This is a genomic window from Ignavibacteria bacterium (genome assembly GCA_013177855.1).
GTDB lineage: Bacteria > Bacteroidota > Ignavibacteria > Ch128b > Ch128b > Ch128b.
Genome location: JABLYA010000001.1, coordinates 2402009 through 2421462 on the forward strand (window position 1 = coordinate 2402009; position 19454 = coordinate 2421462).

Genomic DNA, 19454 nt, shown 5'->3' on the forward strand with positions numbered 1-19454 from the left:
TGAATATGAAAAGAATTAACATTATCATCTTGGTTTTATTACTTTTCGTTAATTTAATTTTCGCCCAATCTGGAAAATATGCAAAAGTAAGAATCTATATTAACAATCTTTCAGATCTAAATAAATTAATTGAAACTGGTGTTGATATAGATTGTCAACTTGATCCAAAGAATATTGATAAACCTGAAATTTGGGTCTCTTATGATGAAATAAAGTTAATTCAAAACGCTGGTTTAAATCTTGAAATAGTAATTCCAGATTGGAATGCATATTATAACCATATGAAATCACTGGAGAAAGTGGAGGAGAATTACTTCAAAGAAAAATATGGTATTAAAGGTTTTGGATTTGGTTCGATGGGGGGATTTTATACTTTTAATGAAGTTGTAAATCAACTTGATTCAATGAAAATTCTTTATCCAAATTTAATTACAGAAAAACAGACAATTGGATATTCAATTGAAAACCGGCCACTCTGGATGGTTAAAATTTCGGATAATCCTGATTTAAATGAAAATGAACCTCAGGTTCTTTATACAGCTCTTCATCACGCAAGAGAACCACAAGGAATGATGACTGTTCTCTATTATATGTATTATCTTCTTGAAAAGTATGGAATTGATCCTGAAGTTACTTATCTCGTAAATAACCGAGAAATTTACTTTATACCAGTAGTGAATCCTGACGGATATGAGTATAATCGAACCACAAATCCTAACGGCGGTGGAATGTGGAGAAAGAACAGAAGAAATAATGGCGGAAGTTTTGGTGTGGATTTAAATCGCAATTATGGACCTTATGCTTACTGGGATGCACCAAATGGAGGTTCATCTACTACTCCAAGTTCTGATACATATCGTGGAACTGCACCATTTAGCGAACCAGAAACAGCAACGATCCGTGACTTCCTTTTAACAAAAGGAATTAAAGCCTGTTTGAATTATCATACTTATAGTAATCTTTTGATTTATCCTTATGGTGCACTAAGCAGAGAAACTCCCGACTCACTTATTTTCAGAGAATTCGCCAGAGATATGACTGACTTTAACGGTTATGTTTACGGGACTGATCAACAAACTGTTGGATATTCAACTCGTGGAAATTCGGATGATTATATGTACGATGGTGAACCTGTAAGTATAAGACCTAAAATTTTTGCAATGACTCCAGAGGTTGGCAGTTCATCTGATGGTTTCTGGCCCAGTCAATCTAGAATTTTTCCACTTGCAATAGAAAATTTAAGACCTAACCTTTATTATACATGGATAGTTGGGGAATATCCTTCTATTGCATCAAAAAACATTATTTCAAGTTCAGGATATATTAAAAATGGAGATACTGTTCAATTTGTGATTGAATTAAAAAATAAAGGTTTAGGGAATGCATACAATGTTAGTCTCCAATTTGAATCCCTTTCACCTCAATTAACTTTAATAGGAAATTCATTAATTCAATTAGACACTTTACCAGCACGCACATCTAAAACAAATCAATCGAATCCATTACTAATTAAAGTCGCTAACAATGTTCAAAATGGAACAAAACATAAAATCGTTGCCAAGATTTCAATCAATGGGACCGTATTGATTAAAGATACTACTTCAATTTTAGTTGGTCAGCCAACACAAGTTTTCGCGGATAATTTTGAAACGGGAACTACAAATTGGCAATTAATGAATACATGGGGACTAACAACATCAACTTATCAATCACCGATTAATTCAATGACAGACTCGCCAGTTGGTTCCTATCCAAACAATGCCAATACTTATATTATTTCAAGTCAATCAATTGATCTCACTCAATCAAATGCAGCAATGCTTGAGTTCTGGACAAAGTGGGATATTGAAGCTGGCTGGGATTTTGCTCAAGTAAAAGTTTCAACAAACAATGGTTCAACCTGGATACCGCTCAGTGGTAAATATACTAAAGCAGGTGCTGGTAAAGGTGCTCAACCAGCGGGCGAACCTGGTTATGATGGAACGCAATCGACCTGGGTTAAAGAAGAAATGGACTTATCGAATTTTCTTGGTTATAACATCAAACTTCAATTCTTGTTGAAATCTGATGGTTCAGTGACTAAGGATGGATGGTATATTGATGATATTGTTATAAAAAGTTATCAGCCAACTTCTAATGTTGTTACATCAACATTTTCAACTACAGCCGGATGGAATTTGGTTTCTGTTCCACTTGTTGTAGATGATTTTAGAAAAAATGTTTTGTTCCCAACAGCAGTTTCATCAGCTTACGCGTTTAATAATCAGTATATAATGAAAGACACACTCGAGAATGGAGTTGGTTACTGGTTGAAATTTAATGGTGATAATGAACATACTCTTTCAGGTCAGGATTTACAATCACTTACTATCAATCTTAAACAAGGTTGGAATCTGGTCGGTGTTGTTAATGGAAGTGTGCCAGTTACAAGTTTGACAACTAATCCACCAAATATTATTCAAAGCCAAATATATGGATATCAAAATGGTTATGTCCCTGTAAATCAATTGCAAAAAGGAAAGGCTTACTGGATAAAGAGCTCACAAAATGGAACTCTTACAATGAATTCTGTTTATGTAAAAGAAAACCCAGAAAATGTAATTTATGGTAATTTAATCTTCATAAATGGTGATGGACAAACAAGCAGATTGAAAATCGAGACTTCAGATAATTATGTGAGTTATGAATTACCGCCAGTTCCACCATCAAATGTTTTTGATGTGAGATTTGAAGATCAGTCATTCAACTCAAGAATTGAGAATTCACAGATAATAATTTTGTCAGGACTTATTCCACCAATTCGAATTAAGCTCGTCGATGATAACTCAATTTATAAAATTGAAGATGCACTGAATGGTAAACTAACAAGTGAAATATTAACTAAAAATAATGAAGCAATTATCAGTCAACCTATTGATAAGATTATTATTAAGAAATTGAATAAACCTGTCTATACTTTTAATTTAAGTCAGAATTATCCGAATCCTTTCAATCCAACAACTTATATTACATTCACATTACCGGAAAGAACGAATGTGAAATTAAAGATTTATGATGTATTAGGAAATGAAATTGTTACAGTTATTGACTCTGAGTTGGATGAAGGTAAGCACACAATAAAATTCGATGGAACTGATCTTTCATCCGGAATTTATTTTTACAAATTAATCACAGATAAATTCACTGATGTGAAAAAAATGATTCTACTTAAGTAGTCTTAATAAAGCCCCAGTTGTTGGGGCTTTAATATTTTAAAAACAATTTATGGTCGTACAGATGAAAAAAATTATCTTTTTAATCTCTGTAATTGCTTCAACTGTTTTTGCGCAATTTCCAAATATCAGAGTGAGTCAACCATCAAGCACGGATCCAAATGAGACAAGCATTGCAATAAATCCACTCGATACACTGAATCTTGTCGCAGGTGCGAACATTCGTTATTACTATTACTCCACAGATGGAGGTTATACATGGTTTCAAGGAAATCTATCATCACCGCTTGGTGTTTGGGGTGATCCATGTGTAGTTTTTGATTTGAATGGACATTGTTACTTTGGACATTTATCAAATCCATCAAGTGGTGGGTATTGGATAGATAGAATTGTTGTTCAGAAGTCAACAAATAAAGGAATTTCGTGGTCGAGTGGTGTTGGAATTGGTTACAATCCACCAACTAGAAATCAAGATAAAGAATGGCTGGCAGTCGATTGGACAAATAGCTCATACCGAAATAATATTTATATGGCCTGGACAGAATTTGACTCTTATGGAAGTTCGAACCCACAAGATAGCTCACGAATTTTATTTTCGAGATCAACCGACGGCGGAGCAACTTGGTCTGCTCCCGTGAGAGTAAGTGATAAAGGCGGAGATTGTATAGATGAGGACAATACAGTTGAAGGAGCAGTTCCAGCCATTGGACCCAATGGCGAAGTTTATCTTGCTTGGGCTGGTCCTCTTGGATTAGTCTTTGATAAATCAACTGACGGCGGTTTAAGCTGGGGAATTGATAAAGTTATTACCTCAATTCCAGGAGGCTGGGACTTTAATGTTCCTGGAATATATCGCTGTAATGGACTTCCCGTAACTGCTTGTGATATAAGTAATTCACCTTATCGAGGAACGATTTATGTTAATTGGTCAGATCAGAGAAACGGAACTAACAATACAGATATCTTCCTTGTAAAGTCTACTGATGGAGGAAATACATGGAGTCAACCAAAAAAAGTAAATCAAGATAATACTCAGACACATCAGTTCTTTACCTGGATGACAGTTGATCCTGCCACGGGCTATCTTTATTTCGTCTACTACGATAGAAGAACTTATACAGATAATCGAACAGATGTATATCTGGCACGCTCCACTGATGGAGGAGAAACTTTTACAGAATTTAAAATATCTCAATCGCCATTTACTCCAACTTCATCAATCTTTTTTGGTGATTACACTGGAATTACCGCACTAAATGGTAAGGTTTATCCAATATGGACAAGGTTGGAAAATAATCAGAGAAGTGTCTGGATTGCAATCTTTCAAGATACAATTAAAACTTTACCAACAACTTCTTTCTCATTAACTGAAGGTTGGAATTTGCTTTCTGTTCCTTTGAAAAAACAAAATATGTTTTACAAAGATTTATTCCCTGCTTCTAATTCTTATGCTTATAATTATCAAAACGGTTATCAGAAAGTAGATACACTTGAAGTCGGAAGGGGATATTGGTTAAAATTCCCTGCTGCTCAAAATGTTACAATACAAGGTTTGAACTTAAATGAAATCACAATTCCAATTAATGCCGGCTGGAATTTGGTCGGTGGATTAAATGGTATAATCCCTGTTACTTCAATTCAGACTAATCCTCCTGGAATATTAACTTCTCCATTTTATGAATACAATGCAGGTTATCAGACATCTAGCCAAATCACAAAAGGAAAGGGATACTGGATAAAGTCAGCATCAGCTGGTGAAATTATTTTGAATCTTTCTGGATTGGTAAGGGGCAACATAAATGAAGATTTTGAGATTGAGAAAATTGCTTCAATTGAAATTTCAGACAAAAATAATTCGATGAGATTATTTGTTACTGATAAAGTTGTTAATAAAGAATTTTTAGAATTACCGCCTCTGCCTCCTTCAAATATTTTTGATATTAGATTTGATGATAATACAAATGTGATGTTTAAATCTGAAAGAAGATTGGTTCGAATTCAAAGTGAGAGTTCTACAGCGATATTAAATTACAAATCATTTAATGATGTGTATTTGAAAATTATTTTTCTGGATGGGAAAGAATTATTAGTTAAAAGTGACGAAAGAATATCAATCGATCTCACGAAGAATAAAGAATTCTATCTTGAGATTTTAGATAAACTTTCTAATGCACAAAAAGAGAAAGAAAACTTTTTCGTAAGTGAAGTTTTTCCTAATCCATTTAATTCTACAACTAAAATCAGAATTTACATTCCTCAAGAAGTCGGTGAAGACAATAAATTTTTCGCAGAGATTAGAATTTATAATTTGCTCGGTGAATTGGTAAGTCACAATTCAAAAGTTGCAACTTCTGGTTATAACGAATTCAGAGTTGAATTTAATGAACAAAAAGTTTCGTCAGGTTTGTATTTTTGTGAAGTGATCATTCAGGATTTAAAGAAGAATTTAATTCATAGAGAGCTGAAGAAACTAAACTATATCAAATGAAAATAATTTTTTTTGGCACACCAGAATTTGCAATTCCTTCTCTAAATGCTTTGTTGGAAAATGGATATGAAATATCTGCAGTTGTAACTGTTCCCGATAAAGAGAAAGGGCGAGGTTTAAAGCCTGAACCATCACCAGTAAAAAAGTTTGCTCTTTCAAAAAATTTAAAAGTTCTTCAGCCAGAAAAATTAAAAGATGAGAATTTTTTTCATCAGCTTAAAGAAGTAAATCCCGATTTGGGAATTGTAGTTGCTTATAGAATTCTTCCTAAAGAAGTTTACACTCTACCAAAGTTTGGTACCTTTAATCTTCATGCATCACTTCTGCCAAAGTATCGTGGTGCTGCACCTATTCAATGGGCATTAATTAATGGGGAAAAAGTAACTGGTGTAACAACCTTTTTTCTTCAAGAGAAAGTTGATACTGGAAATATAATTTTGCAAAGAGAAGTTCTAATTGATGATGAAGATTATTTCCAGACTTTGCACGATAAACTTGCGCAGATTGGCGCTGAACTCGTAATTGAGACAGTTAAATTGATTGAAAACGGTTCATATAATTTGAAGGTTCAGGATGATTCAAAAGCTACACGGGCTCCAAAGATTACTAAGGAAATCTGTCAAATCAATTGGCATCAAAGAGCGCAACAAATTCACAATTTGGTTAGAGGACTTTCGCCTGTTCCTGCAGCATTCACATATCTCGGGAATAAATTAATTAAGATTTACAAAACAAAACTTACGAATGAAAATTCAGATGCAGAAGCTGGAGTAATAGAAGTTAAAAATGACGAAATTCTTGTAAGCACATCAGATTATAAAATTTCCATTCTTGAATTACAGCCTGAATCTCGAAAAAAAATGAGTGCAAAAGAATTTTTATTAGGTTATAAAAATTTAATTGATCAATACAAGAAATTTTCGTTTTGAAATCATTAAAAAAATTAGAGATAAATTTTAAGCTTTCTTAAATTTGCAAGTGAAATGAATCCATTAGGCACACAACACATCGCAGAGTTTATTGAGTGCAATAAGACTTTCTTAAACGACCCTCAGAAGTTAGAGCAAATTATTCGAAATGCAATTGAATATTCGGGACTGCATTTTGAGAAAATCATTACTCATAAATTTAATCCAGTGGGTGTAACTCTTCTTGCAATTATCTCTGAAAGTCACATTGGTTTGCATACTTACCCCGAAGCAGGTCATCTTTCGCTTGATGTTTTTACCTGTTCCCATCCGAGCAAACAAATTAAATTGATTGAATATCTACAAAAAGCTCTAAAACCTACTTCAGTTAAAATTGCAGAAATTACAAGAGGCAACCCAATTGAATTCAAACAGGATGATTGGTTAACGTCCAGGTCAGAATATGGTTTTGAGGTTAAATATCATATTCAGAAAATTCTTTATTCTAATAAATCTTCCTATCAATTTATTGATGTTATTGAAAATGAACATTTCGGGCGAATGCTTTTTTTGGATAAAGATTTACAAATTTCTGAGGTGGACTCTGAACATTATAGTCATGCAATGATTGATCCTGTACTTCAAAAAAAGAAAAAGCTAAAAAATGTTTTGATACTTGGTGGTGGTGATGGTGGACTTTTGAATTTTCTATTAAAACACAATCCTGAAAAAGTTACACTCGTCGAAATTGATGAAGAAGTAATTAAAGTTTCGAAAAAATATTTAAAGAAAATTTGTGGTAATTCCTTTAATGATAAGAGAGTAAATTTACTTATTCAGGATGCACTGCAATATCTTCAATCAACAAGAGATAAGTACGATGTTTTACTTTATGATTTAACTATGCATCCTGAATCATTTATTAAAGTTGAACGTGAAAAGTTTTTAAATGATGTTTTCTACCACATCTCAAGGATACTTAACCCCAAAGGTATAGCGACATTCCAGGTTGGTTCTGAATATGACAAATTAACACTCCGACTTGTACAAAAACTATTAAAGAAGCATTTCAAACAAGTAAATTACTCCCTCCATTTTTTAAGAAGTTATTGTGAACGCTGGGTTTTTGCTGATGTATTAAAGTAGAGGGTTTCATCTTTTTTAATGGCCAAATCAATTTTCGTAAATTTGTTTTGCAATGAATTCAAATTCATTTAATCATAAAAAATTCGAGTAGAGTTATGGGCTTTTCAACCGACGCAATTCATGGTGGACAAAAACCTGATCCTTCAACCAACGCTGTAATTCCACCAATTCACCTTACCACAACTTTTTATCAAGAGGAAATTGGTAAACACAAAGGTTATGTTTATTCAAGATCAGGGAATCCAACTCGAGATGTACTTCAAAAAAATATTGCAACTCTTGAAAAAGGCAAATATGCACTCGCTTTCTCAAGTGGATTAGCAGCAATTCACGCAATGTCAAATCTTTTAAAGAATGGTGATCACGCCATCGTTTCTAACGACGTTTACGGTGGAACATATCGTTTATTTGAGAGAGTTCTAACAAATTTCGGAATTACTTTCACTTTCGTTGATACGACAAAAGTTGAAAATGTTGAAAAAGCAATTCAACCAAATACTAAACTTGTTCACATCGAAACCCCAACAAACCCACTTCTGGCAATAAGCGATATTGCAGAGATTTCAAATCTTTGTAAATCTAAAAATTTGATTCTGAGCGTCGACAACACTTTTATGAGTCCTTATTTCCAAAATCCTCTTGAGCTGGGGGCAGATATTGTAGTTCATAGTGCGACAAAATATTTAGGCGGTCATAGTGATTTGCTTGGAGGAATTTTAATACTTAATTCTGATGAACTTTACGAGAAATTAAAATTTATTCAAAATGCAATCGGGGCTGTACTTTCACCTTTTGACAGCTGGCTTCTTTTAAGATCTGTTAAAACTTTGGCAGTAAGAATGGAACGACATAACCAGAATGCAATTAAGATTGCCGAGTTTTTGAATTCACATCCAAAAGTTAGAAAAGTTTTTTATCCAGGTCTACAATCTCATCCTCAGCACTTAATCGCAAAAAAACAGATGCGTGGATTTGGTGGAATGGTTTCATTTGAAGTAGATGATTTTGAAACTGCTAAAAATATTATTTATAAATTTCAAGTCTTCACACTCGCTGAAAGTCTAGGCGGTGTTGAAAGCCTTGTCTGCCATCCCGCGACTATGACTCACGCTTCGATACCAAAAGAAATCAGAGAAAAAAATGGTCTTACCGATGGTTTAATCAGATTATCTGTTGGAATTGAAGATATTGAAGACCTGCTAAATGATCTTGAACAAGCATTAAAATAGAGAGGTTATTATGAATTCAAATGATAAATATTCAAAAGAGACTCATCTAATTTATGGGAAAGCTTTCACTACAAAGTGGGATTATAATCATCATGTAGTTCCACCTGTTTCGTCATCAACTACATTCCGACTTGACTCAGTCGAGAGAGGGGCGCTTGGATTTTCAGAGTTCGGACATTTTTCAGAATTGCCTGACACCGAACCGCCAATTTACATTTACGATCGACTTGGTGAGCCAAATAAAGAAATTTTGGAAGAGAATCTTGCTGCTGCTGAATCAGGAGAAACAGCTGTCACATTTGCAAGTGGTATGGGTGCTATTTCTGGTGTTCTTGGAATTCTTACAAAATCGGGTGATGAAATCGTTGCTCATAAAACTCTTTATGGTTGTACTTTCTCTTTGTTAAATAACTGGTATCCAAGATATAATATCAAAACAATAAAAGTTGATTTAACCAATCCAGAAAATCTTGATGCTGCAATCTCTGAGAAAACTAAAGTTGTTTATTTTGAAACTCCTGCAAATCCAAATCTTGAATTAATTGACATCGAAGCTATTGTAAAAAAAGTAGCTGAATACAATAAAAATCGTTCTGAAGAAAATCAGATTAAAATTGTTGTTGATAATACTTTTGCAACTCCTTATTGTCAGAGACCCATCGAATGGGGAGTAGATTTTGTCGTTCATTCATTAACAAAAAATATTGGTGGATTTGGAACTGATATTGGTGGAGTTGTAATAGGTAAAAAGAAATATCGAGACATTTTAATGTTGTATCGAAAAGATTTTGGTGGTGTTCTTTCTTCAAAAAGTGCCTGGCCAATTATGGTTTATGGTTTACCATCTCTCGCTATTCGAATGAAAGTAGAAATAGCAAATGCGATGAAAGTCGCAGAATTTTTAGCTCAACATCCTAAGGTTGATTTTGTCAATTATCCTGGACTTCCTTCTTTCAAATTTTATGAACTTGCCCGAAAACAAATGATAGATTTTCATGGAAATTTTGCTCCTGGTAATATGATTTATTTTGCTTTGAAAGGAAATACTCCAGAAGAAGGACGAGAAAAAGGTAGAGCTATGATGAATTACATTGCTCAAAATGCTTATACTCTTACACTTGCTGTTAGTCTGGGACACGTTCGAACGTTAATTGAACATCCCGGTTCGATGACTCACTCTATGATTCCAGCTGAAGAACAAATAAAAGAAGGAATTGATCCTGCTGGAATTCGAATGTCAATTGGACTTGAAAATGCTGATGATATCATTAAAGATCTGGAGGATGCATTAAATCAGATTTGATGAAACCGTTAATTATTAAGAGTTATTTGCTTGGTCAGTTTAAGAATGTCGTTCACGGAATCAGCACTCGAATTGGTTCTGTGAACGACTTTAATTTTAATCTTGGAAATTTTTCCAATTCAAGCGAAAAGCAGATTCAAAAAAATCGAGATAATTTTTTTAAAGCACTAAGAATTGATAAAAATAGAGTTGTCTTTCAGCAACAGGTTCATTCCGATAAATTTTCATTCGTGACGGAACCGGGCTTGATAAAAGAAAATGATGCATTGGTAACAAATCAAAAAAATTTATTTCTTATAGTGACCATTGCCGATTGTATCCCAATTCTCTTCTATGATGATCAAAATAAAATCGCTGGGGTTGTTCATTCTGGTTGGCGAGGAACTCAATCTCAAATCCTTTTAAAAACAATTGAGTTTTGTAAAAACGAATTTAACTTAAGTTTAAAGCACACTTATTTTTACTTTGGTCCTTCAATTTGCAAAGATTGTTTCGAGGTTGATGAGGATGTTGCAGTGAAATTCGATCAGCAATTTGTAAGCAAAAAAGGAAACAAGTTTTTAGTAAATCTGCCAGAAATCAATCTTAAATATTTGCTCGATTCTGGTTTCAAAAAGGAAAACATACATATTTCTAAACTCTGTACATTTGAAATGACAAATTTATTTCATTCTTATAGGCGGGATAAAGAAAATTCTGGAAGGATGCTTGGAGTAATTGGTATGGTTTAAAATGAGCGAGAAAAAAATTTTTATTCCATTAATGTATTTTCTTATTTGTTTTTTCTGGGGCTCAAGCTGGTATGTGATAAAATTGAGTCTTGAGTACGTTACACCTTTCATTAATCTCGGATCAAGATTTTTAATATCGGCAGTTGCAATTTTAATCGTGATGAAATATACAAATACTAAACTGGATTTATCTGCCGAGTCAATCAAACTTTACTTAATACTTGGATTTTTCTCTTATAGTATTCCATTTTCACTTGTCTATTGGGCTGAACAAACAATTCCATCATCACTTGCTTCTATTCTTTTTGCGATGAATCCATTTTTTGTCGCAATTCTCTCTAGCATCTTCATCAAGGAAGAATCGTTAAGCTTAACAAGAATTGTGGGAATTATTTTATCATTTACAGGGATTGTATTTATCTTCAAAGATGGATTGAAAATTGAACTTTCCCATTATTTGCCTGGAATGATCGCTGTAATTTTTAGTGCTTTGATGCAAGCAAGCATTGCGGTAACTATTAAGAAAAAAGGTGGTCACTTAAGTCCACTAAGTATGAACTTTATCCCAACTTTAATCGCGGGGATTTTTCTTGTCTTCATTGGTTTGGCGTCTGAAAATCTGAAATCTAATCATTTTAATATCGATGCAATTTTAATGATCATATATCTGGCGGTTTTTGTGACAGTCTTTAATTTCACAGCTTACTACTCGTTGCTTAAAAAGATGAGTGTTGTAATTCTATCTCTTACCTCTTTTATCACGCCGTTAATTGCGACCTTTATTGGAGTTTTTATTGGTGGTGAGAGATTATCAAAAAATATTTCCACTGGAGCTTTCTTTGTTCTCACAGGAATTTTAATCGCAAATTGGGAAGGAATTAAAAAGTTTTATCATCAAAAGAAGGTTAAAAGCTTATGAAAGGTACATTGAAAATTCAGAACGCAGTTTTTTATGCTTATCATGGTGTAATGACTGAAGAACAAAATCTAGGTAGAAAATTTGAAGTTGATGTTGAACTAAAATATGATTTCTCTAAAGCAGCAGAAACGGATAAACTCGAATATGCTGTAAATTATGAAAAAGTCTATCAAGCATTAAGAGAAATCCTGACTGAAAATAAATTTTATCTGGTGGAAAAACTTGCAGTGATTATCGGTAAAAGAATACTTGATAAATTTATAAATGTAGAAGAAGTTAAAGTCAGTGTTAGAAAACTGCATCCGCCGATTGGTGGATTAATTGATTATGTTGAAGCCTCAATCGAGTTGAAAAGATGAGCATTGTTTTCCTTTCGCTTGGTTCAAATAAAGGGAACAGATTTCTAAATTTGATTGCCTCACTAATAAAAATTAGTCAGTTATCAAATACGAGGATTGAAAAAATTTCTTCGATATATGAAACAGAACCTTATAAAATTAAAGATCAGCAGAATTTCTTAAATCTTGTAATTTCCTTGACTACTACATTCGATCCGACTGACCTGCACAGAAATCTTTTAATGATTGAAAAAGAAGTTGGGAGGAAAACGAAAGGAGATTTTGGACCTCGCGAGATTGATATCGATATTTTGTTCTATGATGATTTAACAATTGATTTTCCAGAATTAAAAATTCCTCATTATGATTTGCACAATCGTAAATTTGTCCTAATTCCATTTGTTGAAATAGAACCCGATTTTATTCATCCTGTTTTCAAAAAAAATATAAAAGAACTACTTTCGCAATTAAATGTCAATCTAAAAGTAACCAAATTGACTTGAAATATGACAGAAAAAAATAAAAGAAAAGAATTACAATATATCGCTATAGAAGGCGTAATTGGAGCTGGAAAAACTACTCTTGCAACCTTACTCTCTGAGAGACTAAACGCCGATCTTGTTCTGGAACAGTTCGAAATTAATCCATTCCTTGAAAAATTTTATAAAGATAGAAGAAGATATGCATTCCAGACTCAAATCTTTTTTCTTGTCAATCGTTACATTCAACAGCAAAATCTTCTTCAGGCGAATTTGTTTAAGCAATATCTTGTTAGTGATTATATTTTTGAGAAGGATAGAATTTTTGCTTCGATTAATCTTGAGGGCGACGAACTAAAGCTATATGAGACGCTTGCCTCACAGCTCGAGAAAAATATTCTCAAACCCGATCTGGTAATTTATCTTCAATCTTCAGTTGATAGATTAATGGAAAATATTAGAAAACGAGATCGAACCTTCGAAAGAAATATTCAAAGGTCATACATTGAGCAATTAAACGAAGCATACAATCACTTCTTTTTCGCTTATAAATCGACACCTTTACTTATAGTTAATACAAATGAAATTGATTTCATTAATAATAAAGAAGATCTGGAAAACTTAATACAACTTATATTCAGAGAAGACAGAGCATATATTGAATATTATTCTCCAAAACCGAAAGGGTTATTATAATGTTTAGACTGATTTTCTTTTTATTTTTAATGTATCTTGTTTATAAAGCTTTAAGATTTTTTTATCGTATATTTATCGGCATTAATAATTCACAAAATATTAGCAGAGAAAAAAGAGAAGTAATTGATATTGATTATGAAGAAGTAAAAGAAGACAAAAAATCTTCTGAATAATCTTTGAATGAAGAGATTAATCATTCACCTATTAAAAGCTTTTCTGAAATCCAAGAATAAAAATCTTCCAGCTCCTTCTGAATTAATAGAAAGACTCGGAAATAAACCAAGAATTCTGGTTGTCAGGCAGCATAATCAACTTGGTGATATGCTGCTTTCAAACTCGCTTTTTCGTGCGATGAAAGAGAATTTGCCAGAATCGTTTATTTGTGTCGTTGCAAGTAAAGAGAATTATGATGCAATTATTTCAAATAAATTTATTGATTGTGTGGTTCTTTTTGACAAACAAAAATTATGGAATCCCATCAGATTAATAAAATTTTTTCATGATCTTAAAAATTTCAAATTTGATCTTGCGATTGTACCTGTTACAGTTTCGATTTCTTTTACAAGTTGTTTGATTGCTCGTTTATCTAAAGCAAAATTTACTGTCGGTCCAAAGTCTTTAGATGGAAGAACGAACAAATACTCTTTCATGTTTGATTATGCGATAGATGTTGGTTCGGACGAAAATGACAACAGACATATTTCAGAAAAAATTCAGGATATAATAAAACCTTTTGGAATTTATACTAATGACCTGTCTGAACATATTTTAATCACAGATGAAACAAGGAAATTTGCGCAGGATTTTTTTTCAATAGTGAAAGAGAAGAAAGTTGGTCTTCACATTGGTGCAGGCAAGATTCCAAATCGATGGAGTGTTTTCAAGTTCGCCGAAGTAATTAATTATCTTTATACTGAATATGACGCATTCGTTTTTTTGACCATCGGAAAATGGGATGAAGATTTATTAAAACAAATTCTACCATTATTAAAGAAGGAACCAGTGGTTCTTAAAAATTTTCCTATTCCAAAATTAGCTGCAATTATAGATGAAGCGGATCTTTTCATCTCTAATGATACTGGTATAATGCATGTTGCAGGTTCGACAAAAACTCCATTGATCGCTTTATTTGGTCCAACAAATCCTGAACAATGGGCTCCAGTTGGTTTTAATAAGTTTTATATAAGAAAAAGTACCAACATTGACGATATAGATATCGAAGATGTTATCACATTAATTGACAAGATTTTTTCTAACCAAACAATAAATGAAGGAAAATGAATCCACAACGAATTGCAGCTATTGATTTAGGAACAAATTCATTTCACTTAGTTATTGTTGAACTTAAAAATTTAGAACGCCTCCGCTCAATTGAAGAACTCGAAGCGTCAAGGAATTTTGAAATTCTATACAGACAACGAGAGATAGTTAGAATAAATTTTGGTTCTGGTAAAGAAACAGATTACTTGACCGAAGATGGGATTCAAAGAGCGCTTAAGGTTTTGAAAGAATTCAAAGAAAAAATCGATGAATATGGTGCAAAAGTTCACGCAATTGCAACAAGTGCAATTCGGGAAGCTAAAAATCGAGATGAGTTTATTTCTTTTGTAAAACAAAATCTTGGAATTGAAATCAAAATTGTCTCTGGATTTGAAGAAGCTCGATTGATTTATCTTGGCGTCTTGCAAGGATTAAATGTCTACGATAAACAAATTCTTTTAATTGACATTGGCGGAGGAAGTACTGAATTACTCGTTGGCAAAAGAGGAAAAATTCTTTATGCTGGCAGTTTTAAACTCGGCGCTGTTAGATTGACGCAAGTTTTTTTTGATGGTGGAAAAAATTTTTCTGATGATAGAAAGCGTGATTGTGAAGAATTTATTAGAAAAACTATTGATCAAAATTTGAAACCGATTAAAGATCTTGGTTTCGAATTAGTGATAGGAACATCAGGGCAAATTCAATCTATTGCAAGGTTGTTATATCTCTCTGGTACTGATGCAGAAAAATTTAAAACCTTTCATGGTCAATATTTTACATCTAAACAATTTGATAAAGTATCTAAGAAGATTTTAGGTGCAACATCACTTGAAGAATTACAAATAATTCCTCAACTCGATGAAAAGCGCGCAGAAATAATCGTGCCTGGTACTCTGATTCTAAAAGTAATTATGGATGCTCTAAAAATTGATCGAATAACAGTGAGTGCATACGCTTTAAGAGAAGGAATTATAATTGATGCAATTGAAAAATATTATAAGGAAGAACAAAAGCTAAAAGAAATTTCTGACGAAGCTGAAAAAATCAAAGAACAAAAACTGAAGGAAGTCATAGAATTTGCAAAATCATACAATGTTGATTTAAAACACTCCTTACAGGTGAAGAAAATTGCGTTAAAAATTTTTGATGAACTAAAACCTTTACATAATCTAGATGAAAATGCAAGAGAATTACTCGAGTATGCAGCAATTTTGCATGATATTGGTTACTATATTTCAGTCGCTAAGCATCATAAATATTCTTACTTTATAATTCGAAACTCAAATCTTGTTGGTTTTTCAGAAAAAGAGATAGAATTAATTGCCAATGTCGCTCGTTATCATCGAAAGGCAACTCCTAAGGAAAAACATCCGAATTTCACTCAACTTAATGAAGATGAAAAAAGAATCGTTCAGATACTTTCAGCGATTTTAAGATTGTCAGATGGACTTGAAAAAACACATTCTGCGTTAATTAACGACATTAAAATTATTCCTGACAATGGAAATAAGTCATACATTATGATTTTGAGATATTTAACTTATCCGCCCGAGACAGAATTATGGGCTGCAGAAAAAAGAAAAAAAATCATTGAGAAGTTACTGGATATCAAAATTCAATTAAAATTAGAGCAATTAAACTATTAAGTTAATTTGACATTCAGTTATTCAAGAATTAATTTTGCAGCGTATGAAAAAGGTCTTAACAACATTATTATTAATTGGTCTTACAACTTTAGTTTTTGCTGGTGCAACCCTTGAATTTTTTAGGGGCAGAAGTGAAAATGATAAAGTTATTTTAGAATGGAAGAGTCGAGAAGAGGCGGCTGTCAAAGAATATATTATTGAAAGAAAATCACTGAACAGCGATTATATTCCTCTTGCAACCGTCCAGCCAAAAGGAAACAATTCTTATTATTCATTCATTGATGAAACTGCCTTCAAATCCCTTGGTTCAATTTATTACTATCGTTTGAAAATAGTTGATTACAATGGTTCAATTTCTTATTCAAACGAGATTTCAATATTTCATAGTGTGTCAAGCGTAAAGAGAACCTGGGGAAGTATCAAGGCAATGTTCAGGTAATGCATATCTTTCATCACACCTTTTTGATTAATCGAAATGAGTTTGGAGAGACTTAAAAAATTTCAATATATTTTAGCATCTCAATCACCTCGGAGAAAACAACTTTTAAATTTGCTTGGGCTTAGCTTTAAAGTCTTCCATCCAGAAATTGAAGAAAATCACAGAGGTGAAAAACCATTAACCTATGCAAAAAAATTAGCTCAAGAAAAGGCTGAAGAAGCGAATAAAAAATTTAAAGACAAAATTATAATCGCTGCTGATACAATTGTAGTGCTCGAAAATCAAATTCTTGAAAAGCCTAAATCAAAGGCTGATGCAAAGCGAATGTTAAAAACTTTAAGTGGAAGAACTCACATTGTTTATACAGCAGTTTGTGTAATTAATCAACTAAATGGTAAAAAAATTATAGATTACGAAAAAACATTTGTGACTTTCAGAAAACTTAGTTCCGTTGAGATAGATGAATATGTCGAAACTGGAAGTTGTATGGATAAAGCAGGCGCTTATGGTATTCAGGATGATCTTGGAGCGGTATTTGTCAGTAAGGTAAATGGATGTTATTACAATGTTGTTGGATTACCCCTCCAGAAATTGTATTTAATTTTGAATTCGATTACAAAATAATTTTATATTGAGGAAAACTCCTACTTTCAAACACATTTTATAATCTTAATATAAAAAACTGAAAAGTTTATTGATTATGAAAAATCTTCAAAAGAAAATTATTCTTGGAATTGTCATTGCAGCTGTAGTTTATCTTGGTTTTTCACTTTATATTGATTTTAATAAACTTCTTGAGGCTTTCTCACTTTTTGACTTTAAATATTTCCCGATCGTACTGGCACTAAGTTTATTCAACTATCTTTTGAGGTTTGAACGCTGGCATTATTACTTAAATGTTCTTGAAATTAAAATTCCAAGAAAAATTTCTTATTCAATTTTTTTTGGCGGATTGATAATGTCCATCACGCCTGGAAAAGTAGGAGAACTTCTTAAATCATATTTAATCAAAGAGTACAATGGAACCTCTATTCACAAGTCGGCACCAGTTATCTTGGTTGAAAGACTTGGTGATTTTGTTTCATTGTTATTGGTCGCGATGGTTGGAGCAATATATTTTAATTTTGGACGAAATATTGTCTTAATTACATTGATTATCTTTGGTGCATTTTTGTTTGGATTATCATATCGTCCAATTGCTGAACCTGTTATTAAATATATGAGTCGATTAAAATTCTTACATAAGATAAGTGAAAAAATTTTAGTGGCCTATGAAAATTCATATAAATTATTAAGACCCGTTCCGCTTTTTTCTATGCTTATACTTGCAGCAATTGCCTGGGGCTTTGAAGCTTTGGGTTTGTATGTTATTCTGAAAGTATTTAATACAGATGCGAGCTTTTTCTGGTCACTTTTTGTGTATTCGTTTTCAACAATAATTGGTGGTTTATTGCTTGTGCCTGGTGGAATTGGTCCAACTGAAGGAAGTCTTACTTTATTACTTGTCAGGACAAATATTCCATTAAATATTTCCTTTGTTGCGACATTTTTAATAAGAGTTGCAACTTTATGGTTTGCGATTTTAATGGGAATTGTTGGACTAATTTATTTCCAGAAAAAAATTGTTCACAAGAAAGTTTTTGAGATAGAAACAAACGAAGAAAATGGTCTTTAAACTTTGTGTTTTTACTTGATCGATCAAATTTCTTGAAACTCAGAGTAGTTATAGTTAATTTTGAATAAAAATGGAGGAAGCAATGGCTTCTGATAAAGGCGTAGCAAAAGGATTAATAATTGGTTTTTTAGCTGGCACAGTTGTCGGCGGTCTAATTGCACTTCTCTTTGCTCCAAAAAGTGGGAAAGAATTACGAGAAGATATCAAAAACAAAGCAAACGACTTAAAAGGCGATATTGATGAAATTTATTCCCAGACAAAGGAAAAAGTACAGGAACTTATAAACGAAGGTAAAAAAAAATCAGAGACTTTAGTTCAGGAAGCAAAAGAGAAAGCTCAGAGTATTTTGGCTGAAGCAGAAAAAGTATTGCAGGAAGCAAAAACAAAAGCATCGGAGAAAGTTGAAAAAATTAAATCCGATGCCTCTAAAGAAGCCAGCAAAGTTAAGTCGGCCATTGATGCTGGAATTGAAGCATATAAATCTGAGAAAGAATCAACTTAAGATTTTGAAGTGGAATTAATTCTATCTATTCTTCTGGTTTTGGTTTATCTTGCCCTTTCGGCTTTTCTTGTCTATTTAATCTTTTTCCTGAAAGAGTTATTGAATTCCATAAAAAATATTGATAAGAATATTACCAATTCTACCAATCAGTTAAACGAAACCCTTGAACAATTTAAAGATACCCTGAATGAAGTTTCAATCCTTTCAAAAAATATCAGGCAAGAACTTGACCAACTGGATTCAGCTTTTAAAAGTATAAAAGAGACAGCTGAAGATTATAAACGAATCAAAGACAAAATAGTAAACACAATTGAAGAGCCAATTGATGAATTACAATCGAACGCAAGAGCGATTGTCAAAGGAATTAGAGTTTTCTTTCAAACTTTGTTCAAAAGGTCGAATTAAACTCGGAAATTATTTTTTTTTAATTATTCAAAAGAGATATAAAAATCTCAAAACACTTTTAAGTAAAAAATTCATTTC

The 19454-nt window shown here is 32.6% G+C and carries 19 protein-coding genes; all 19 read left to right on the top strand.

Annotated features, from left to right (window positions below):
* Positions 1–5 precede the first annotated feature (5 nt).
* Entirely contained in the window at positions 6–3215 is a 3210-nt protein-coding gene (locus HPY57_10005) for a T9SS type A sorting domain-containing protein (GenBank protein ID NPV12112.1), read from the top strand.
* A 49-nt stretch (positions 3216–3264) separates the two neighbouring features.
* On the top strand, positions 3265–5700 hold the full coding sequence (locus HPY57_10010; GenBank protein ID NPV12113.1) for a T9SS type A sorting domain-containing protein: 2436 nt from the start codon (positions 3265–3267) through the stop codon (positions 5698–5700).
* On the top strand, positions 5697–6629 hold the full coding sequence (locus HPY57_10015; GenBank protein ID NPV12114.1) for a methionyl-tRNA formyltransferase: 933 nt from the start codon (positions 5697–5699) through the stop codon (positions 6627–6629). The genes HPY57_10010 and HPY57_10015 overlap by 4 nt, the downstream gene beginning before the upstream one ends.
* Positions 6630–6683: 54 nt before the next feature.
* The gene (gene speD, locus HPY57_10020; protein ID NPV12115.1) at positions 6684–7754 is read left to right on the top strand and encodes an adenosylmethionine decarboxylase; all 1071 of its coding nucleotides are present in this window, start codon (positions 6684–6686) and stop codon (positions 7752–7754) included.
* Positions 7755–7849: 95 nt separating this feature from the next.
* Positions 7850–8983: a cystathionine gamma-synthase gene (locus tag HPY57_10025; GenBank protein NPV12116.1), complete on the top strand. Its 1134-nt coding sequence runs from the start codon at positions 7850–7852 to the stop codon at positions 8981–8983.
* Between the two features lie 10 nt (positions 8984–8993).
* Positions 8994–10286: an aminotransferase class I/II-fold pyridoxal phosphate-dependent enzyme gene (locus HPY57_10030; GenBank protein ID NPV12117.1), complete on the top strand. Its 1293-nt coding sequence runs from the start codon at positions 8994–8996 to the stop codon at positions 10284–10286.
* Positions 10286–11017 carry a peptidoglycan editing factor PgeF gene (gene pgeF, locus HPY57_10035; GenBank protein ID NPV12118.1) on the top strand — a complete coding sequence of 244 codons (732 nt, stop codon included), beginning with the start codon at positions 10286–10288 and terminating at the stop codon, positions 11015–11017. The genes HPY57_10030 and pgeF overlap by 1 nt, the downstream gene beginning before the upstream one ends.
* Position 11018: 1 nt before the next feature.
* Positions 11019–11936 carry a DMT family transporter gene (locus HPY57_10040; GenBank protein NPV12119.1) on the top strand — a complete coding sequence of 306 codons (918 nt, stop codon included), beginning with the start codon at positions 11019–11021 and terminating at the stop codon, positions 11934–11936.
* Positions 11933–12295: a dihydroneopterin aldolase gene (gene folB, locus HPY57_10045; GenBank protein NPV12120.1), complete on the top strand. Its 363-nt coding sequence runs from the start codon at positions 11933–11935 to the stop codon at positions 12293–12295. The genes HPY57_10040 and folB overlap by 4 nt, the downstream gene beginning before the upstream one ends.
* Positions 12292–12777 carry a 2-amino-4-hydroxy-6-hydroxymethyldihydropteridine diphosphokinase gene (folK, locus tag HPY57_10050; protein NPV12121.1) on the top strand — a complete coding sequence of 162 codons (486 nt, stop codon included), beginning with the start codon at positions 12292–12294 and terminating at the stop codon, positions 12775–12777. Before folB ends, folK begins: the two co-directional genes overlap by 4 nt.
* A 3-nt stretch (positions 12778–12780) precedes the next feature.
* On the top strand, positions 12781–13449 hold the full coding sequence (locus HPY57_10055) for a deoxynucleoside kinase (protein NPV12122.1): 669 nt from the start codon (positions 12781–12783) through the stop codon (positions 13447–13449).
* A complete protein-coding gene (locus tag HPY57_10060) occupies positions 13449–13622 on the top strand; it encodes a hypothetical protein (protein NPV12123.1) in 174 nt (57 codons plus the stop codon). The genes HPY57_10055 and HPY57_10060 overlap by 1 nt, the downstream gene beginning before the upstream one ends.
* Before the next feature lie 7 nt (positions 13623–13629).
* Positions 13630–14730 (top strand): glycosyltransferase family 9 protein, encoded by a 1101-nt coding sequence (locus tag HPY57_10065; protein NPV12124.1) that lies wholly within the window; start codon positions 13630–13632, stop codon positions 14728–14730.
* Positions 14727–16355, top strand: a complete 1629-nt coding sequence (locus HPY57_10070) for a Ppx/GppA family phosphatase (GenBank protein NPV12125.1) — start codon at positions 14727–14729, stop codon at positions 16353–16355. The genes HPY57_10065 and HPY57_10070 overlap by 4 nt, the downstream gene beginning before the upstream one ends.
* A gap of 43 nt (positions 16356–16398) precedes the next feature.
* Positions 16399–16794: a hypothetical protein gene (locus tag HPY57_10075; protein NPV12126.1), complete on the top strand. Its 396-nt coding sequence runs from the start codon at positions 16399–16401 to the stop codon at positions 16792–16794.
* A gap of 36 nt (positions 16795–16830) precedes the next feature.
* A complete protein-coding gene (gene maf, locus HPY57_10080) occupies positions 16831–17418 on the top strand; it encodes a septum formation protein Maf (protein NPV12127.1) in 588 nt (195 codons plus the stop codon).
* A gap of 76 nt (positions 17419–17494) precedes the next feature.
* Positions 17495–18469, top strand: a complete 975-nt coding sequence (locus HPY57_10085; GenBank protein ID NPV12128.1) for a flippase-like domain-containing protein — start codon at positions 17495–17497, stop codon at positions 18467–18469.
* An 82-nt stretch (positions 18470–18551) separates the two neighbouring features.
* Positions 18552–18971, top strand: a complete 420-nt coding sequence (locus HPY57_10090; protein ID NPV12129.1) for a gas vesicle protein — start codon at positions 18552–18554, stop codon at positions 18969–18971.
* Between the two features lie 9 nt (positions 18972–18980).
* Entirely contained in the window at positions 18981–19376 is a 396-nt protein-coding gene (locus tag HPY57_10095; GenBank protein ID NPV12130.1) for a DUF948 domain-containing protein, read from the top strand.
* Positions 19377–19454: the final 78 nt, after the last annotated feature.